This window comes from Melioribacter sulfuriphilus (assembly GCF_052656625.1).
Window position 1 is genome coordinate 64,462 of sequence record NZ_JBQXXK010000003.1, and the last position, 15,764, is coordinate 80,225.

A 15,764-nucleotide genomic window follows, 5' to 3' on the forward strand; every position below is an offset into this window, starting at 1 on the left:
ACAATGTATAATTAATTTTTTATTATAATTTCCTTGACAAAATTGATATAACAGACTAAATTGCAATAAAAAATAAGAGATGGAGTTTAGTGTGGAATATAAAACTATAATTTTACTTGTCCTGGGTATTTTTTTAATTAATTCGTGTGGAACACTAAACTATTTATCTCAAAAAAATAAAACAGCCCCTCCCGATACTACCAAAGTCCTGACAGTCGGTTCGATTACAAGTGACATGCTCGAAAATGCCAGGCAGGATTATCTGACCGCATTATATAAACAAAAATTAGGCTTTAAAACCGAAGCAATCAATTATTACGAGTCAGCGCTGTCGATCATTAATAAATTAAGCTATTATCCTAATATCGAAGAAAATGGTGCCTATATCGAACTGGAAAATGCCATAGTTGAGGATTACAGAAGTTATATTGAAAGTCTGGATGAACTTCCTGAGGATGTTTCCATAAGTGCACTCGATGAATGGATGAACAAGAGTATTCCTGATTTGTCTGTGAGTGAAGACACTCTGGAAGTAACTGAAGATAGTACAGTTAAAGTAGTAGTAGGAGAATTTCCGCTTGAAATAAATCGGTACGTAGAGAAATATATAGAATATTTTACGGGTAAAGGTAGAACATATATGCAAAGGTGGCTTTCCCGTTCGGGAAGGTATTTCCCAATGATGGCAAAGGTTTTTGCAGAAGAACAGGTTCCGCAGCAATTAATATTCTTGAGTATGGCTGAAAGTGGTTTGAATCCAACTGCCCGTTCATGGGCTCGTGCTGTCGGTATCTGGCAATTTATGAAAGGTACTGCTCGTTTGTATGACCTTAAAATCAATTATCATATTGATGAAAGGCGCGATCCTGAAAAAGCTACAAGAGCAGCTGCCAGGCATCTACGAGACCTTTATTATTCGCTGGGCGATTGGTATCTGGCAATAGCTGCATATAACAGCGGAGAAGGCAGAGTTAGAAGAGCAATGAGATTATCGGGCTCGAATAATTTCTGGGAAATGAGTCGATATCTTCCAAGAGAAACAAGAAATTATGTACCTCAATATATCGCAGTTACCCTGATTGCGAGTCAACCGGACAAATTTGGCTTTAATAATATCCAGTATGAAAAGCCGATTGAATATAAAATTTATCGAATTAAAGAGGCGATTGATCTCAATATACTGGCGAAGTGTGCAGGTGTAAGCGTTGAGTTTTTAAGAGAACTAAATCCGGAATTAATTCAAAATATGACTCCTCCCAAATTTGAAGGAGGATATCCGCTTAAAGTACCAGCTCAAACATACGATGCATTTGTAGCCAACCTCGAAAGTATTCCTCACGATGCCAAAATTCAGTATACATTTCACACGGTTAGTTCCGGCGAAACTCTCTGGATGATAGCATCAAAATATAATGTGAGTATATCACAACTTGCCTCTTACAATAACATATCACCACGACGTAAATTGACCGTCGGCACTAAGCTCAAAATACCGGTATCGAGTTTAAATGTTGATGACATTCCAATAAATACGGATATCTTGCCTGCAATTGATGATTTAGTTGCTTCTGCAGACGAAAATCCTACTTATAAACTTGAACTAACCAATCCAGATATGGATTATAAATTCAGCGAGATTTATGATTCACTTTACAGCGCTGATTCACTTGAATATATAGTTCCCGAAGGAAAAGTTGCAATTAAATATACTGTAAAAAGTAACGATAACCTGGTTGATATTGCCGAACTTTTCGACGTACGCGTATCAGATTTGCGAAACTGGAATAATATCCCTTATACTCGAAGGGTTAAAGTTGGTCAACAGTTAAAAATTTACGTACCGGAAGAACAAATTGGATATTATTCAAAAATTGATTCGCTATCGACAAATGAAAAGAATCAACTGTTACTGGCAAATTCCGGTAACACAATGATTGAGCATCGCGTACGCCGCGGTGAAACTTTATCAACAATTGCTGCTCGTTACGGGGTGCGCGTTTCGCAATTGAAAGAGTGGAACAACCTGCACAGTAACAGAATTTATAGAGGCAAAAAGTTGATTGTATATCCCGGTTACACACAAATTGCATCCTCCCAAAATTTTGACAATAAAAAAGCAAGCAAATACAGAGTACGACGCGGTGATACTTTAAGTGAAATTGCAAAAAAGTTCGGAGTTTCTGTTGCTCAACTTAAGCGGTGGAATAATCTAAAGTCCAATAGAATTAAATATGGACAAATTCTTACACTCAAAGGAACCGACAATATTTATTCGTATGGCGACAATACTGTAAAGAGAAATTCCAATCTTGTAGAATATACAGTTAAAAAAGGCGATACAATAGGCGAAATAGCAAATAAGTTCGGCGTTAGAGTGTCAAATATCAAAGAATGGAATAATTTGAAAAGCAATGTTATTCGTGTCGGAGAGAGTTTAAAAATATATCAGAAAAATGAAGATTATGCAGATGCTAATGACAACAGTAGCAGCGGTTATTACCTGGTAAAAAGTGGCGACAGTCTTAACGAAATTGCAAAGAAATATAATGTTACAGTCGATAATCTAAAAAATTGGAATCAACTCAGTTCGAATAAAATTTATGCTGGACAAAAACTTTATGTTAAGCAAAGACTGGAAAATAATACCGAGAATAAATATATTGCCAAGCGAAATAGTAAATCTAATGTTACTATTCATAAAGTAAGACAGGGTGAATCGCTCTGGACAATTGCAAAAATTTATCGAGTATTTGTGGCAGATATTATTAACTGGAATAACCTGAAGTCTGATAAAATAAAAGTAGGTCAAAAACTTAAAATAATTAATTAGTTCTTTTAACATCTAAAAAGTCGTTAGGGGTGCTCCCATTTGAGGGGGCTGAGATTATACCCTTGAACCTGATCTGGGTAATGCCAGCGTAGGAAAACGGTCGAAGAATAATTAAGTTGAACGCCGTTTTCCGTTATCAAACGGCTTTTTTATTTTAAAAACGGAGGTTAATATGAAAAACTTAATTATTCTTTTTTTTCTATTCTTTTCTTCAATCTATCCTCAGGTAACAGAAATTAAAGGTAAAATTGTCAATGGAGATACCGGAGAGCCTCTCCCTTCTGCTAATGTATATATCAAAAATACTCCTTATGGTGCTTCTGCCGATTCATCAGGCGAATTTGTACTTAAAGGAAATTTTAAAAGCGACGACATTATTGTTGCCAGTTATATTGGCTACCGAAAATATGAAATTACAGTCGAAGATTTTCTTGCCTTAAAAAATAAAATCATTAAACTCATAAGTGACATTATTGTCAGTCAGACAGTTTTAGTTAAAGGTACTATCGGAGAGAGCGGTTTTTCTCCACTCACATTTACAAAACTAAATAAAAACGAAATTAAGGAAGACTATATAATTCAGGATATACCAGAAGTCATCAGTTATACGCCGTCAGCTACCTTTTACTCAGAAAGTGGAAATGGGCTGGGATACAACTATCTCAGTATACGAGGATTTGACCAGCGTAGGATATCAGTATCGATTAATGGTATTCCTCAGAATGACCCTGAGGACCATAATGTTTACTGGATCGATTTCCCGGATTTATTGGAAAATACAGAATTAGTTCAAATTCAGCGAGGAGCTGGTTCCGGTATTGCTGGATATGCTGCTATCGGTGGCTCAATTAATATAATAACTACTTCAATTACCAGTAAACCACTTGTTGAACTCTCATCTTCAATTGGAAGCTTCAACACAAGAAAATATTCGGCTGTGGTCTCCAGCGGATTGGTCAACAACAAATATTCGGTTTATGCAAAATTATCTCATACCCTGAGCAGCGGTTATCGTAACATTAGTTGGGTAAACCTTAGATCATATTACCTATCGGCTGTAAGACTTGATAAAAATCTGACTACCCAGATTAATATTTTTGGTGGTCCTCTATCAGATGGCCTGGTTTACACAGGTTTACCAAAATTTGCGATAAAAGATAGAGAACTAAGAAAAGCCAATTATTCTTACTGGGAAGCAGACGAGAATGGTTATACTTACACTTTAGAAAGAAGACCAGAAGAAATTGAAAACTTTTCGCAACCACATTTTGAATTGCTTAACGAATTTCGCTTGAATGAAAATGCTGTTTTTAATTCTGCTTTATTCCTCGTACTTGGCAACGGATTTTTCGATTACGACGGCTCATGGGGTGACACTACATATTTTAGACTTACTCATGACAACGGATTTAATCCAACAGTCAATCCGTCGAATGTTTTGATACGTGCAATGGTAGAAAATAAACAGTGGGGGTGGATACCACGTTTAAGTCTGAATCATACAAATGGCGAATTAATTCTCGGTGGTGAACTTCGTTTGCATCGTTCGGTTCACTGGGGCAGTTTGAATTACGGTGAATATTTGCCTGAAGGAATTACAAAAGATTATCGATACTATTATTACGAAGGTGCTAAAGACATTTTTACATTTTTTGCACACGAAAAATATAATTTCAATTCACATTTAAGTTTCCTTGCAGAAGCTCAACTGGCTTACCACCGGTACGAAATTGCAAATGAACGTTATCTAAATAATGAATTCGAGATTGACGATTTGTTTTTCAATCCACGTTTCGGATTGAATTACCGTTTTACACCGTCGTTAAATTTCTATTTTACTTTTGCGCGAGTTACAAGGGAACCACGGTTAAAGAATTATTACGATGCCGCAGAATCGAGCTGGGGCGAAACTCCTCAATTCGAACAACTGCCAGATGGCTCGTATGATTTTTCCCGACCTCTGGTTAAACCTGAAACGATGAACGATTTCGAGTTAGGTGCCATTTTCAATAAAGATAATTTGAGTCTGGCTCTGAATGCTTTTTATATGCTATTTAATGACGAAATTGTTAAAAGGGGACAACTCGATCGATTCGGTCAACCGATAACCGGCAACATGGATAGAACAATCCATTACGGAATTGAATCTTCTCTTATTTTTAAACCGACTAAAGAAATCGAATTAGTTTTCAATGGTACAGTTAGTAAAAATTATATCAGCAAAGGATTTGCATATTTCTACAGTGACGAAGAATCGAAGGCATACGAATTTGATCTGGCTGGCAACCGAATCAGCGGTTTCCCCGATGTAATGTTCAATGCGCTTTTCAAATACAAAACAGGCGGATTATTTACACAACTCTCTGGCAAATACGTCGGTGAATTTTTTACTGATAATTATGACAAAAAGCTTTCGAAATTCAGGTCAATTTATCAGGACATTACCGATTATACCGATAATAAGGTCGAGTCGTATTTTGTGGCTAATTTCTTTGTTTCTTACGAAATAGAATTAAATTCGTACTTGAAAAATCTTAAATTGTATTTGCAGATTAACAACATATTCGATAATCTTTATGCTGCTTACGGAATTGGAAAAGAATTCTTTCCGGCAGCCGAACGGAATTTTATTGCTGGAATTAAATTTAATTTATGAAAAAAGGAATTTTGTGGGCTAATGGAGACCCTCCGTCGAAAAGAATAATTGATTTTCTTGTTCGTACGGGATATAATAAAATTATCTGTGCCGACGGAGGGGCAAACTCCGCCCATCAATTAAATGTCGTCCCCGATGTAATTATAGGCGACCTGGATTCGATTACTAACGAAAATCTCAGATATTTTTCCGGTAAGTCGAAAATTGTCAAGCAAAATCGTCAAAATGATACAGACGTTGAAAAGGCTATTAAATATGCCATTAAAAATAAATTTACCGATTTGTTTTTAATTGGTGCTACAGGCAGTCGACTCGACCATTCATTTTGTAATCTTGGTATAATGTTGAAATTTTACGATGAAATCCAGATTAAACTATTACATCGACAGTCGGTGCTGTGCGTTTATGAAGGAAATGTAGAAATAAAAACCTTGCCCGGCGAGACGATTTCAATCTACGGATTTGACAGAAAAACTAAAATTACTTCGCGAGGTCTCAAATATCCTCTCAAGGAAACATCTCTGCCTTTTGGCGAAAAAGAAAGTACGAGCAACGTAGCATTAAAGGATTCGATTTATCTTACAATTAAAGGCGGGCGAGTTTTCGTTATCAGAGATTTTGAAGCAATGAGGAAAAATGGTCAGCTTTAGTTTGGTAGACATTCTGATTATTACGGGATTTTTCCTCGTCCTTTTGAGTATTGGCGTCTATGCTTCGCGTTATACGGAAGATTCCACAGAAAATTTTCTTTTATCAGATCGAAAAGTTGGACTACTATTGTTTATTTTTACAAATGTATCAACCTGGTATGGTGGCATCCTCGGCGTTGGCGAGTTTACATATACCAGCGGCATTTTGAGCTGGATTACTCAAGGTTTACCGTACTATCTTTTTGCCATAATATTTGCATTCTTTTTTGCAGAAAAGGTTAGAAATTCTTCACTCTATACAATACCCGATAAAATTGAAATTATCTACGGCAAAATGCCGGCATTGATCTCTTCGATTTTTATTTTCGTTCTTGTTTCTCCAGCTCCTTATATCCTTATGACAGGGGCACTGTTACAGATAATTTTTAATATTCCTCTTTTATTGGGACTGATAATTGCGTTACTATTTTCTTCGGTCTATTTAATTAAAGGCGGTTATCGTACAGATTTAATTACGGATGTTTTCCAGTTTTTCGTGATGTTTTTAGGCTTTATTGTAATTGTCATTGTATCATTTAATTCGGTAGGGGATATTGATTTTTTAATCCAAAATTTGCCACCCGAGCATTTAAGTTTAACGGGCGGTCAGTCCCCGTTATACGTTACAGTATGGTTTTTAATTGCGTTATGGACATTTGCCGACCCTGGTTTTCATCAGCGTTGTTATGCAGCCCGAGATGGTCGAACAGCAAAATACGGCATTTTAATCTCCGTAATCTTCTGGCTTCTATTCGATTTTCTTACCACAACTACAGGACTTTTTTCAAGAGCATACTTGAAAAACCTGATTGATCCTGTACTGGCTTTCCCGATTTATGCGGATAAAATTCTCGGTAGTGGACTAAAAGGACTCTTTTTTGCCGCTCTTTTTGCAACAATAATTTCAACGTCCAATAGTTTTCTTTTCCTGAGTGGGACCACTTTTGGAAATGATATAATGCATAAATTCGGTTTTTCGAAGAAAAAATCGGTGAATTATTATACGAAAGTCGGCATCATTATAGCTGGAATAATCTCAGTTCTACTGGCATTTTTCGTGAAATCCGTGGTTTCCATCTGGTACATAATTGGAAGTATTTTCATACCCGGTCTTATTCTACTTATAATAGGTGCATACTACGATAAATTTAGAATCGATACCAAATTTGCTACTGCAGAATTAATTTCAGGCTCACTATCGGTAATTATCTGGCTATTATTGCGCCCTTTTATCGACGATGGATTAAGTGTTATCGAGCCGATGATTGTCGGCTTGACCGTATCTTTTATTATTCATCTTTTGGGACTACTTTATCGGCGCTTTTATTTTTCATCAACGAAAAAATGATCGATAATGTTAGTACTATTATTATAAATGCCAGCGAATAGAGAGTCGGTATTTTTTGGATATCTGATAACAGCATTTTAACTCCGACATAAGCCAGAATAATTGCCACTCCATATTTTAGATAAGAAAACAAATCGACTATTCCAGCAAGGGCAAAATAGAGAGCCCGCAATCCAAGTATTGCAAAAATATTTGATGTAATTATTATGAAAGGATCGTGTGTGATCGCAATAATTGCAGGTATTGAATCGATGGCAAAAACTATGTCGGACGATTCAATTAAGAGGAGTGTCAGGAAAACTGGAGTGATAAAAAGTTTGCCTGAATTTCTAACGAAGAAATTTTTACCTTCATAATTGTGTATAAGACGGAATTTTTTTGTGAAATACTTAATGAGAGGATTTTTCTCGTAGTTTATTTTTTCTTCGCTGCCGAATGCCATTTTATAGGCTGCGTAAAAAAGCATTATTCCAAAGATGTAAATAATTGGATGGAAGAGCTCAATTAGCGCCACGCCTGCAAGGATAAATATAATTCTCAATACAATTGCACTGATGATTCCCCATTTTAGTACATGAGGTTGATGCTCTTCTTTGATGTTCATTACGTTGAATATCATTAAAAAGACAAACAAATTATCGACAGAGAGCGATTTTTCAATTAAATATCCCGCCAGGAACTCGAGGGCTTTTTGATGTCCATCTTCTAAGAATAAAAAGATAAGAAGATTAAAGATAAGAGCGGTAACAATCCAGATACCGCTCCATATAAGACTTGTTTTAATGCCGATTTTATCTGTACGATGTTCGACGGCATAAAGGTCGATGTAGAACATTATCGATACTACGACCCAGAAAAAAATCCAGAATGCTAAATGTGAATGTATCATATGATTATGGTAATAATATTGCTACTGAAATAACTGTTGTCCACAAGCCATTTTTGTTGCCTCTGGCTGATTGAGTGACGTTAAAAGTACGAACAATTTTGCCTGACATTTTAAATACCTGTTCTCTTTCGTTCCAGTTTTTGTCTGCGTCAAAGTCGATGCCGAGTGTCGTTGCAAGCATAGTAGCAGCCAGATCTTCGGCGTATTCGCCGGCAATTTTTTCTGTCTGTCCGTATGGATGGTGCTCTGACAAATATCCGTACATATTTTTGTCGGCCGGAATTGCAACTCCAATTGAGGAAGCAATTAATCTGTTCGGTTCGTTTGTAGAGTTTCGTGCCATCACACAGTGGGTAATCATACCAGGCTTCAACATACTCAGTCCCTGAGTCTTATTAATTATTTTAGCTCCAACCGGGAAAATACTGCTTACAGAAACGAGATTACAAATTTCGATACCTGCGTCGCGTAGTGCGAGTTCGAAAGAGGCCAGATATTCTTTGTGACGACCGACCCCTTTAGTGAAAAAGATCTTAGTTGGTACGTACAATTTAGATTTCCTCCATTAATTAAATCGTAATTTTGGCAAAATTGCGCTTACCCACCTTTAAGATGGAACCTTCTTTTGGATTTATTATCAGTTTCGGATCTACAATTTTTTCACCGTCAATAGAAACCCCGCCCTGAATTACGAGTCGTCTTGCTTCGCTGCGAGTGGGAGCAAAGCCAGCTTTTAAAATTAAATCGAGTATATCAATACCTTTCTCGGTGTAGTTTTTCTCAAGTTTTAAATCCGGTATTTCATCGGGCAAACCTTTTTTAACAAAAATCTGGTCGAATTCACGCTCTGCCTGAAATGCTGCTTCTTCGGAATGGTACATTGTTACAAGTTTTCTTGCTAAAGCTCTCTTTAAATCTCTTGGGTTAACTTCTTTATTTTCAAGCTGTTGTTTGATTATTTTAAGTTCCTGGTTTGATACATCGGTGGCCAATTCAAAATATGAGTATATTAGTTCGTCGGGAATTGAGAGTGTTTTACCGTAAATTTCATTCGGTGGTTCGTTTATGCCGATGTAATTGTCGAGGGACTTGCTCATTTTTTCTTTGCCGTCAGTTCCTACAAGGATTGGCATTGTTAAGATAACTTGCGGAGCAAGGCCAAATTCACGTTGTATATCCCGTCCTACAAGGAGATTAAATTTCTGGTCGGTGCCTCCTAATTCTACATCACTTTCAATTGCTACTGAATCCATCGCTTGAGCCAAAGGATAGAGGATTTCGTGCATACTTATAGGAATTCCGTTTCTCATTCTTTTGGTAAAATCGTCACGTTCGAGCATGCGTGCTACTGTATATTTCGAGGCAAGTTTAATCACTTCTTCAAAATTCATTTTTCCGAGCCAGTCGGAATTATAAACAATCTTTGTTTTATGGGGATCGAGTATCTTTGAAGCCTGCTCGAAATAAGTTTTGCCGTTCTTGCGTGCTTCTTCAAACGAAAGTGGTGGGCGCGAAGAATTCCTTCCCGAAGGATCGCCGATCATTCCCGTAAAATCTCCGATTATGAGAATTGCCGTATGACCTAATTGTTGAAATTGTGCGAGTTTTCTTAAGACCACAGAATGACCTAAATGGAGATCAGGACGAGTTGGGTCGCAGCCTAATTTTATATTTAAGGGTTTTCCTTCTTTATACGATTTTTCGAGTTTTTCGAAAAGCTCTTCCTCCGGTATAATTTCCGAAGTTCCTCTTTTGATGATATCCATTTGTTCGTTAACAGGAGGAAAGGCAATCTTATTTTTCAATTTTGAATTCTTCTCCTTATTGTTTCAGTTTGCGCTCCAGTTCACGTTTGACTTCTCTTTTTGCAATGTCTTCACGCTTATCGTACTTACGTTTTCCGGTGGCAATTGCCAGTTCTACTTTTACTTTACCATTTTTGAAGTAAAGTCGTAATGGCACAAGTGTATTGCCTTTTTCGGAAACGGCCTTTTTTAGTTTTCTTATTTCACTCTTTTTAAGGAGCAATTTCCTTTTTCTTAGCGGATCGTGATTGTTGTAGCTACCTTGATCGTAATGAGAAATATTTGCATTTATCAGCCAGACTTCATCGTCTATTACTGTGGCATAACTGTCAACCAAACTGGCTTTATTCTGACGCAGAGCTTTAACTTCTGTTCCTACGAGAACAATTCCGGCTTCAAAGCGCTCTTTAATAAAATAGTCGTGCTGCGCTTTCCGGTTGACCGTTATATTTTTCTCATCACTCTGGTCTGCCATAACTTTAAAAAAAACGTTCCAAATTTATTTTGAAATTCAAATAAATGCAAGAAGTTAACCAATAGCAAGTAGAAAACAAATTGCTAAATGTAAAGTAACACTTTACGAAATTTATTAATTAATCGTAAAAATTACATGGAGCTTTTATCTATTAAATGGTTATTTTCATTTTAATAAATGATTTTATATTAATACTGAATTTTGATGAATCAATTGAAAATAAATGTGTAGATGAGCTGAAAATAAATTTTAGCAATGCGGTATGATTTGACCTATTTGACTGGTTTAGCGATTTAAGAATGTCCTGCTTAACAGTAATAATAAATAAATTCAAACAAGAAAAAGATGCTTGAACTCAAAATGAAATTAAATAAGTGGAATTGTTACATTATAGAAAAAGCAAAGACTTGAAATCAATAACTTTACTAAAATAAATTAGACACTTATTTTATAAATCAAACGAACGGGAAACTGATATGTACTCAAAAAATATTTACTTTGTATTAATTTTAGGACTTTTATTTGTCGGGTATAAGAACCAGGTAAAAGAGCGAGAGAGAATAGGAAAGTTCAATAAAGATAAAGATCTTTATCTGGCACATTTCGATTGTAAGACCGACGTCGACGATATCCACTCTATTGCAGGTGTGGCTACAATTTTATCAGATCCTCGATTTGTTGGAGTAAAATTTCATGCTGTTGCTGGTGCATACGGAATTCAAGAGGGATTGTACGTTCCTGCGAACGAAGTATTCGAAGCAGCTTTTGGAAAAAACTGGTCTGATGCTCACTCGAATTTTAATCGTGCTTTAGATGAAGTTACTAATCTGGTAATTGGCACGTTGAAAGATGGCGGAAATATCTGGATTGCCGAAGCTGGACAATCGGACTTTACTTATTCTCTCATTCGAAATATTATGAATATCGACTCGACTGTGGATATTAAAAATCGTATTCATGTTGTGCAACACAGCGATTGGAATGAAAGCGTTACTACACCATATAAACTTAATTTTGTAAAAGAACAATGTTCTTACCATAAAATACCTGACGGCAATATAGTTGGAAACGGCTCGCCCGGATTTGTAATAAATCGTGCAGTCGACTTGAATCAATTAATAAAAGACGAAAAAATCTTGAGCATCTGGAAATTAGCTGTGCAGATTGCAAATAAATACAATGGGAAGGAAAATCGTTACAAAAATAATGCAGTTGCTGCTGGAGGACTCGATTTTTCGGACGTTTCTGAAACATGCTGGATTTTCGGTTATGATTATATCAAAGATGTTTTTCAATTTTTCGACATCTTCACTTCAAAGAAATATTAGATCGAAATAATTCTTCAGCATTTACTAAGCTTTGTAAAACATCATGTGGATTCAATTGGATTCCTCAAGCAATCTTATTATAATTGAAAAATCTTGCGTATTTTACCGTCCAAAATATTTTTCCCTTGATTAATTGAAAATTATGGCTGAAAAACATTATTACGAACAAATCGATTACACCAGGAGATACATAATTCCTTATTTGCAAAAATACGTTCCGGGTTTCGAAAAGATGAATTTACTCGAAGTCGGATGCGCCGAAGGAGGACTGCTTACAGTTATGAAACAATACGGCGTTCGTTGCCGCGGTATTGAAATCGATGCAAAAAGAGCCGACATAGCTTTGGCTAAGAATCCAGAACTCGACATTTTAGTTGGCGACATTACAGATCCAGAATTGACTGCAAAATTAAACGAGAAGTACTATTTAATAATTATCAGGGAAGTAATCGAACACATTCGCGATAAAGAAGCTGCATTTCGTAATTTAAAAAGTCTTCTCAATGAAAATGGATTTATTTTCATCAGTTTTCCACCAAAATATTCACCGTTTGCAGGTCATCAGCAAATTGCAAAAAGTTTTCTAAAATTTGTTCCTTACCTTCATCTTCTGCCCACGAACCTGCTTCGTTTTGTATCGAGAATTTTAAAAGAAAATCCTAACTACGTAGACGAAATTAAACTTCATTATTCAACGGGTTGTACCGTAAAGAAACTCGAAAAACTTGTATTTGATTTCGGCTTAGAATTTATTGTAAAAGAATTTTATTTATTTCGACCTATTTACAACCTCCGTTTTGGTTTACCTGTAATTAAATTGCCAGAAATACCTTTTCTAAAAGAATTTATATCATTTGGATGCGAGTCACTTTTAACCACATCGAGGAAAAAATGAAAAAAATTATTCCTTTGTTATTCATGTTTGTAAATGCAGTATTTGGACAATTTTCAGTGGAGTTTAATGTAATTAACGGAGAAATAAATTCGAATGATAAATTCAAAAGCGGACTTGGGAGATATGACGGATATGAAATTGAATTTTATCAGAATGAAATTGTAAGCTTTATTGTACTTCCAGAATCTGGTTCGCTTTCACTAATTTTTGTTGATCCGGAAGGAAAAATATTTAAGCAAACCCGGGCAAATGCAGGAACTGTAGAAATTCTTTCAGCTCAAATTCCCAAAGAAGGGGAGTGGGTGCTTTTAATTGTTGCGGATTCAAATCAGACAAATTGCCGTTATACGATACAATATGCTTTCGCTGCTTCCAATTCAATAGAACTGAAAGACGATGCCGATTTTTGTACACAAATTTCGTTCCTTGTAGAACACGCAAAAGCTAATTTTATACTGCTTGAAGCGCCTCTATCCGTAAGATCGGGATTTGTGAAATTAAGAGGTTCTAATGAAGCATTCATCGATGAAAACGACGGCAGTTATATTGCAAAGTTTTATGAAGGCAGCAGCATTCAGGAAGCAAACAAAATTTATCTAAAGCTGACCGGGGATATTAAGAATTGTCTTAGTAATCAATGGAATGAAAGCATCAAAGATTGGAATAATGTCGAGGATTTCAAGGTAAAAGGTACGATGTTTTCCAGTTTGACGGATGCGATTCCACGTTATATCCAGATATCGTTATTTGATTTTACGGCTTCGAAGAAGCGATTCACAGGAAATTTCGTCGTACAATTGGAAATCAGGAAGGCAAACTGAATTGAGCGAGGAATCGAAAATAATCAGTGGCAGGAAAGGTGAGCATATCAAATTATCACTTTCCGACGAAGCTGATTACGACTCGGTTACAAACGGTTTTGAATGTTATCAATTCATTCATCATGCAGCCACCGAAGTCGTTATCAGTGAGATTGATTTTCGTACGAAGTTTTTTTCGAAGAATGTTAATTATCCGTTTTTAATTTCTTCGATGACCGGAGGTGCAGCCGAATCGAATGAAATCAACGAACGACTTGCACAAGTAGCAAAAACGCTCAATATCCCAATTGGAGTTGGTAGTCAGCGCCGCTCGTTACTGGACAATAAATTCGACGAATCGTATAAATCGATCAGAAGAATCGGCGGTAATATTCCAATACTCGGAAATATAGGGGCAGCTCAAATTGTAAAATCAAAAAATATCATTGACGACATCAATTATCTCATCGATTTAATCGAAGCCGATGCAATGATCATTCATTTAAATCCTTTGCAGGAATTGCTTCAACCAGAAGGAGAACCAAATTTTTCCGGACTGCTCAAAAAAATTGAAAAAATTACAACGAAAGTTAAAGTACCAATTATTGTTAAAGAAGTAGGAGCTGGTATTGATCGGGATTCAGCCATAAAATTATTGAATGCAGGTGTAAAAGGTATCGACGTAGCAGGGGCAGGCGGAACTAACTGGGCAAAAATTGAATTGATGCGAAGTGGCAACGACAGCTTTTTAAGCCATTGGGGAAACCCCACCTCTTATTGCCTCCGTACGATTCAAAAGTTGAAAAAAAATTATAATTTTGTACTTATTTCTTCGGGGGGACTTAGAGAAAGCATCGATTTTGCCAAATCGTATGCACTTGGTGCCGATTTTACTGCGGCTGCCAAACCGATACTTAAATTAATTATTGATAAAAACGAAGAAGCAGCAGTCGATTTTATCAAGAGTTTGTTCGAAGATATTAAAAAAGTTATGTTCTTGACCGGCAGCCGGAGATTGTCAGATTTAAGGAAAAATAAATTAATCAATAAATCGGAATTTCATTGAAAAAGGTTAAATACGAATATCTATACGCTCGATTGCTCAGTAAAATCGAGAAAAGAATTGATAATTTATTTATCGACAAGAAGCCTCTTTCGCTCTATGAACCGTGCAAATACGCACTCGAATCGGGCGGTAAGAGGTTGCGTCCCATTTTACTCTTATTTTCTGTAAAAGCAGCTGGTGGAAATTTTAACGAAGCTTACAACGCGGCGTTAGCTGTCGAAATTTTACATAATTTTACACTCGTCCACGACGATATTATGGACAATTCCCCCATCAGGCGCGGACGCCCCTCTTTATATAAAAAGTTTGATTCAAACACTGCCATTCTTGCTGGCGACAATCTGATTGCAATTGCCTTTAAATTACTGCTTAAAGATTGTAAGTATAATACAACACAGATTATAGAAACTTTTACTCAGGGAATTATCGACGTATGCGAAGGTCAGAGTCTCGATAAAGAATTTGAAACTCGTAAGGAAGTATCTCTGATGGAATATCGTTTTATGATTCAGAAAAAAACTGCGGCTTTACTGTCGGCTTGCACTTCAATTGGTGGTTTAATTGCTAAAGCCGATGATAGTGCAATGCGGATTTTGAAAAATTACGGAAAAAATCTGGGAATGGCATTTCAAATTCAAGATGATCTGCTCGATATTATAGCCGATGAAAAAAAGTTTGGAAAAAAAGTAGGTAGTGATTTAATTGAAGGTAAAAAAACGTTTCTTTTTCTAAAAGCACTGGAGAAAGCCAGAGGAGGCGATAAAAAGAAACTGCTAAATGTAATTAAAAATTGCGGAATCGAATCTTCTGAAATTGAATCCTATACACAAATTTACGAAAAATATGGAGTGCTGGATGATGCAAAAACGGAAATCAATAAGTATATTAAGTTGGCACTCAAAGGATTAAACGGGCTTCCTGATAAAGAAGGAAGCGAAATGTTATATTTGCTGGCAAATTCTCTAATAAATAGAACTAAATAA

The 15,764-nt window shown here is 36.2% G+C and carries 13 protein-coding genes and 1 riboswitch; of the genes, 9 read left to right on the plus strand and 4 right to left on the minus strand.

Annotated features, from left to right (window positions below):
- Positions 1-91 precede the first annotated feature (91 nt).
- From ACUN8G_RS04000 to ACUN8G_RS04015, 4 genes are all read left to right on the plus strand, one after another.
- Positions 92-2,830 carry a LysM peptidoglycan-binding domain-containing protein gene (locus tag ACUN8G_RS04000; protein WP_437345835.1) on the plus strand — a complete coding sequence of 913 codons (2,739 nt, stop codon included), beginning with the start codon at positions 92-94 and terminating at the stop codon, positions 2,828-2,830.
- A 15-nt stretch (positions 2,831-2,845) separates the two neighbouring features.
- A riboswitch (TPP riboswitch) is annotated at positions 2,846-2,942 on the plus strand.
- Between the two features lie 60 nt (positions 2,943-3,002).
- Positions 3,003-5,486 (plus strand): TonB-dependent receptor, encoded by a 2,484-nt coding sequence (locus tag ACUN8G_RS04005; RefSeq protein WP_437345836.1) that lies wholly within the window; start codon positions 3,003-3,005, stop codon positions 5,484-5,486.
- Positions 5,483-6,136, plus strand: a complete 654-nt coding sequence (locus tag ACUN8G_RS04010; RefSeq protein ID WP_437345837.1) for a thiamine diphosphokinase — start codon at positions 5,483-5,485, stop codon at positions 6,134-6,136. Before ACUN8G_RS04005 ends, ACUN8G_RS04010 begins: the two co-directional genes overlap by 4 nt.
- Positions 6,123-7,523 carry a sodium:solute symporter family protein gene (locus ACUN8G_RS04015; protein WP_437345838.1) on the plus strand — a complete coding sequence of 467 codons (1,401 nt, stop codon included), beginning with the start codon at positions 6,123-6,125 and terminating at the stop codon, positions 7,521-7,523. The genes ACUN8G_RS04010 and ACUN8G_RS04015 overlap by 14 nt, the downstream gene beginning before the upstream one ends.
- Here ACUN8G_RS04015 and ACUN8G_RS04020 read toward each other — a convergent pair.
- From ACUN8G_RS04020 to smpB, 4 genes are read right to left on the minus strand one after another with little or no spacing between them, the layout of a single operon-like run.
- Entirely contained in the window at positions 7,465-8,412 is a 948-nt protein-coding gene (locus ACUN8G_RS04020) for a TerC family protein (RefSeq protein WP_437345839.1), read from the minus strand. The genes ACUN8G_RS04015 and ACUN8G_RS04020 overlap by 59 nt on opposite strands.
- A 4-nt stretch (positions 8,413-8,416) precedes the next feature.
- Positions 8,417-8,962 (minus strand): pyruvoyl-dependent arginine decarboxylase, encoded by a 546-nt coding sequence (locus ACUN8G_RS04025; RefSeq protein WP_437345840.1) that lies wholly within the window; start codon positions 8,960-8,962, stop codon positions 8,417-8,419.
- A 19-nt stretch (positions 8,963-8,981) separates the two neighbouring features.
- Positions 8,982-10,217 (minus strand): tyrosine--tRNA ligase, encoded by a 1,236-nt coding sequence (gene tyrS, locus ACUN8G_RS04030; protein WP_437345841.1) that lies wholly within the window; start codon positions 10,215-10,217, stop codon positions 8,982-8,984.
- 16 nt (positions 10,218-10,233) lie between these two features.
- The gene (gene smpB, locus ACUN8G_RS04035) at positions 10,234-10,692 is read right to left on the minus strand and encodes an SsrA-binding protein SmpB (protein WP_437345842.1); all 459 of its coding nucleotides are present in this window, start codon (positions 10,690-10,692) and stop codon (positions 10,234-10,236) included.
- 476 nt (positions 10,693-11,168) lie between these two features.
- Here smpB and ACUN8G_RS04040 point away from each other — a divergent pair, with 476 nt between their 5' ends.
- The 5 genes from ACUN8G_RS04040 (at position 11,169) to ACUN8G_RS04060 (ending at position 15,764) form a co-directional block, all read left to right on the plus strand.
- The gene (locus ACUN8G_RS04040) at positions 11,169-12,020 is read left to right on the plus strand and encodes a hypothetical protein (protein ID WP_437345843.1); all 852 of its coding nucleotides are present in this window, start codon (positions 11,169-11,171) and stop codon (positions 12,018-12,020) included.
- A 142-nt stretch (positions 12,021-12,162) separates the two neighbouring features.
- The gene (locus ACUN8G_RS04045) at positions 12,163-12,915 is read left to right on the plus strand and encodes a class I SAM-dependent methyltransferase (RefSeq protein WP_437345844.1); all 753 of its coding nucleotides are present in this window, start codon (positions 12,163-12,165) and stop codon (positions 12,913-12,915) included.
- On the plus strand, positions 12,912-13,736 hold the full coding sequence (locus ACUN8G_RS04050) for a hypothetical protein (RefSeq protein ID WP_437345845.1): 825 nt from the start codon (positions 12,912-12,914) through the stop codon (positions 13,734-13,736). The genes ACUN8G_RS04045 and ACUN8G_RS04050 overlap by 4 nt, the downstream gene beginning before the upstream one ends.
- Before the next feature lies 1 nt (position 13,737).
- A complete protein-coding gene (gene fni / locus ACUN8G_RS04055; protein WP_445480903.1) occupies positions 13,738-14,781 on the plus strand; it encodes a type 2 isopentenyl-diphosphate Delta-isomerase in 1,044 nt (347 codons plus the stop codon).
- Complete coding sequence (locus ACUN8G_RS04060; protein ID WP_437345847.1) at positions 14,778-15,764, plus strand: polyprenyl synthetase family protein; 987 nt, start codon at positions 14,778-14,780, stop codon at positions 15,762-15,764. Before fni ends, ACUN8G_RS04060 begins: the two co-directional genes overlap by 4 nt.